The organism is Methylobacterium sp. CCH5-D2 (assembly GCF_001556475.1).
Taxonomy (GTDB): domain Bacteria; phylum Pseudomonadota; class Alphaproteobacteria; order Rhizobiales; family Beijerinckiaceae; genus Methylobacterium; species Methylobacterium hispanicum.
Genome location: NZ_LSIX01000032.1, coordinates 1 through 3,384 on the forward strand (window position 1 = coordinate 1; position 3,384 = coordinate 3,384).

4 protein-coding genes are annotated in these 3,384 nt (G+C 69.5%); all 4 read right to left on the reverse strand.

The features are described from left to right. Positions 1-143 precede the first annotated feature (143 nt). From rutD to rutA, 4 genes are read right to left on the reverse strand one after another with little or no spacing between them, the layout of a single operon-like run. Positions 144-926 (reverse strand): pyrimidine utilization protein D, encoded by a 783-nt coding sequence (gene rutD, locus AX737_RS00690; RefSeq protein WP_066918198.1) that lies wholly within the window; start codon positions 924-926, stop codon positions 144-146. A gap of 4 nt (positions 927-930) precedes the next feature. Continuing rightward, positions 931-1,335 (reverse strand): pyrimidine utilization protein C, encoded by a 405-nt coding sequence (rutC, locus tag AX737_RS00695; RefSeq protein WP_066918200.1) that lies wholly within the window; start codon positions 1,333-1,335, stop codon positions 931-933. Positions 1,336-1,353: 18 nt separating this feature from the next. Then, the gene (gene rutB, locus AX737_RS00700) at positions 1,354-2,103 is read right to left on the reverse strand and encodes a pyrimidine utilization protein B (RefSeq protein WP_066918202.1); all 750 of its coding nucleotides are present in this window, start codon (positions 2,101-2,103) and stop codon (positions 1,354-1,356) included. Further along, on the reverse strand, positions 2,103-3,200 hold the full coding sequence (gene rutA / locus AX737_RS00705; RefSeq protein ID WP_066918204.1) for a pyrimidine utilization protein A: 1,098 nt from the start codon (positions 3,198-3,200) through the stop codon (positions 2,103-2,105). Before rutA ends, rutB begins: the two co-directional genes overlap by 1 nt. Between the last annotated feature and the right edge of the window lie 184 nt (positions 3,201-3,384).

Below are 3,384 nucleotides of genomic sequence, written 5' to 3' on the forward strand. Positions count from 1 at the left end.
GCTTTCTGCGAAAGCAGACCTCTCCCTATGGGAGAGGGGACCCGCGCTTCGTCCTCAGACGATGCGTCAGACCGAACCAGACAATCGGACATGGCATGACCCGCCAGCCCTGAAGCATCGTCCCGACAGGTGGGTGCCGAGGGTCAGGCCCGATCGAGAAATCCGAGGAGGGTCCTGGTCACGGTCTCGGCGCGCGTCACGCTGTGGGCGTGGCCGCCATCGGGCATGAGGTCGAGCCGCGCGTTCGGCAGCCCCGCGGCAAGCCGCTCCGAGGCGGTGTAGGGCACCAGCACGTCGTCGCGCGCGGCCATCACCAGCGTCTCGTGGGAGATAGCGCCGAGGCGGCCCGTCAGATCGAAGGTCTCCAGGGCGGCGATGCGCGCCAGAACGGTGTCGGCCCCGGGGAAATGCGCCAGGGCGTGCGCCTCGTCCGCCGCCAAGCGCTCCCCTTCAGCCGAGATCCAGGGCGCCGGATACAGGAAGATCGCTTGCGCCCGGACGAAGGCCTCGGGACCGGCCCGCGTCAGCAGCGCCTTGTGGGCCGCGAAGCAGCGCCGGGTCGCCGGGTCCATCACGTCCCAGCCGTTGATCACGACGATGCGCCCGACCCGCCCGGGGCAGGCGAGCGCGAGTTGCAGCGCGATCAACCCGCCGAGCGCGTGCCCGACGATGTCGGCCGCCTCCACATCGAGACGGTCGAGGAGGGCGCGCACGTCCTCGGCCATGGCCGGAATGTCGTGGCCGGGCTCCAGCGGTCCGGCCGAACGGCCGGTCCCGCGATGATCGTAGGCGACGACGCGGAAGCGCTCGGCGAGGGCCGGGATCTGCGGCGCGAAGTAGCCGGCCGATCCGCCGAGCCCCGGCGAGAGCAGGACGGTCCGGCCCTCGGCCCGGCCGTGGATCTCGTGGTGAACCGGCGCGATCATCCGCTCAGGCAGCCCCTCGGCCAGCCGTCCCGAGATGCGCGACCGAGGCGATCTCGACCAGCGCCTCGGGCTTCACCAACCCGCACTGGATACAGTAGCGCGCCGGCTTCTCGCCCGGAAAGTACGCCCCGTAGACCGCGTTGATCGCGGCGTAATCGGCCCAATCTTTCAGGAAGACGTGGTTGAAGGTGACGTCGTCCATGCTGCCGCCCGCGGCCTCGACGACGCCCTTGATCGTCTCCAGCACGTGGCGGGTCTGCGCGCCCGCATCACCCACATGCACGACGTTGGCCTCGGCATCGAGCGGCAGGGTGCCCGAGACGTAGAGCACGCCGTCGGCCAGCGTTCCGGGCACGTAGGGCGCGAGCGGCTTGCCGGTGCCGGGCGGGATCACTGCGGTCTTCGGCATGGTCTCACGTTTCCCTGTTCAGGCCCGTTCGGCCGCGCGGCTCGGTTCCGCAGCGAGCGCCGCCGTCAGGGCCTCGACGTCGGAGACCCAGCCGAAGAACGTCTCGATGTTGCGGAGCGCGCCCTCCTGCAGGCTCGGCGGCCCGGCCTGGTGGGTGGCGTCGGCGAGCACGATGCCGAAATACTCGCGGTGGTAGCCGTCGCGCAGGGTCGATTCCACGCAGACATTGGTGGCGATGCCGGTGAAGATCAGGCTGCGGATGCCGCGCGCCCGGAGCATGCTGTCGAGCGGGGTGTTGTAGAAGCCGCTGTAGCGGGGCTTGGGCAGGACGATGTCGCCCGGCTCCGGCCTCAGCGCATCGACCAGTTCATAGTCCCAGCTCCCCTTGGCCAGCAGCCGCTGGTTCATCTCGGGGCGCCGCCGCATAGTCTTGAGCGCGTTCGACTTGTGCCAGTTCGGCGAGCCCGGGCCGCCCGCCTCGACGTAGTCGGCGTCCCAGCCGTTCTGGAACCAGATCACCAAGATGCCGGCCGCGCGCGCGGCGGCGACGGCCTGGGCGATCCGCTCGATCACGGGCCCGGTCGCCGAGACGTCGAAGCCGGCGAGATCGAGATACCCCCCCGCGCTGGCGTAGGCGTTCTGCATGTCGACCACGATGAGCGCGCTCATGGCCGGATCGAGGGCGATCGGCTCAGGGCGCGCGGGGAGGACCACGCCGCCGTAGCGGCCCGCCGGGTCGCGGTATCCGGCCGGTGCCTCGTCCCCCATCACGCCACCTGCGCCATCGGTGCGGCGGCCGCGACGTGCCGGCGCGTCTCCATCAGCGGCTGAATCCGCTGTCCGAAGGCGTCGAGCCCCGCGAGGAAGTCGTCGAAGACGAGGAGCACGCCGCCGGTGCCGGGCACCGTCATCACCGCGTCGAGGAGCCGCGCGACGGTGGCGTAGGAGCCGACCAGCGTGCCCATGTTGATGTTCACCGCCGAGGTCGGGTCGGCCATCTGGCGCACGTTGGTGTCGGCGCCGGACTTCGTGTCGGCCTGGCCCTGGAGCCCGAGCCAGGCGATCGCCTCCTGATCCGCCCCGGCCTTGTAGTGCTCCCACTTGGCCTCGGCCGCCGCGTCGGTCTCGTCCGAGATGATCATGAACAGCACGTAGGACGAGACCGCGCGGCCGGTCTTCGCCCGCGCCTCCTCCAGCCGCGCCACGGTCGGCGCGAAGGCGGTCGGGGTGTTGACGCCCTTGCCGAAGCAGAAATTGTAGTCCGCATGGGTCGCGGCGAAAGCCATGCCGGCGCCGCTCTGGCCGGCGCAGATCAGCTTCATCGGCGCCTGCGGGCGCGGGCTCAGGCGGCAATCGTCCATCTGGAAGAACGCGCCCTTGCGGTCGCTGCGGCCGGTCTCCCAGAGGTCGCGCAGGATCTGCGCGTACTCGGACAGGTACTCGTAGCGGCGGGCGAAATATTCATCGCCCGGCCAGAGGCCCATCTGGGAATATTCTGGCTTCTGCCAACCGGTGATCAGGTTGAGGCCGAAGCGGCCGTTCGAGATCGAGTCGATGGTCGAGGCCATCCGGGCGACGATCGCCGGCGGCAGGCACAGGGTCGGCGCGGTCGCGTAGAGCTTGATCCGGCTGGTGACGGCGGCGAGCCCCGACATCAGCGTGAAGGATTCGAGGTTGTGGTCCCAGAACTCGGTCTTGCCGCCGAACCCGCGCAGCTTGATCATCGAGAGGGCGAAATCGAGCCCGTACCCTTCCGCCTTCAGCGTCACTGCCTTGTTCAGCGCGAAGCTCGGCATGTATTGCGGCGCGTTCTCGGACAGCAGCCAGCCGTTGTTTCCGATCGGGATGAAGACGCCGATCTCCATAGGCTCGGTCATAGTCACCTCGTGCAGCGCAGGAGCCGTCCGAAGACTTGTCCCATCGAGTAAGGTTGGCCAATCGAGCCGGGTGGTCAAACGTCAAATCGCGGCGCTCGGCCATTTGCACAAACTCTCCGCGGGCTGCCCGCGGGATAGGCGGGGCCTGCCCGCGCGCGCGGCGAGACTCACC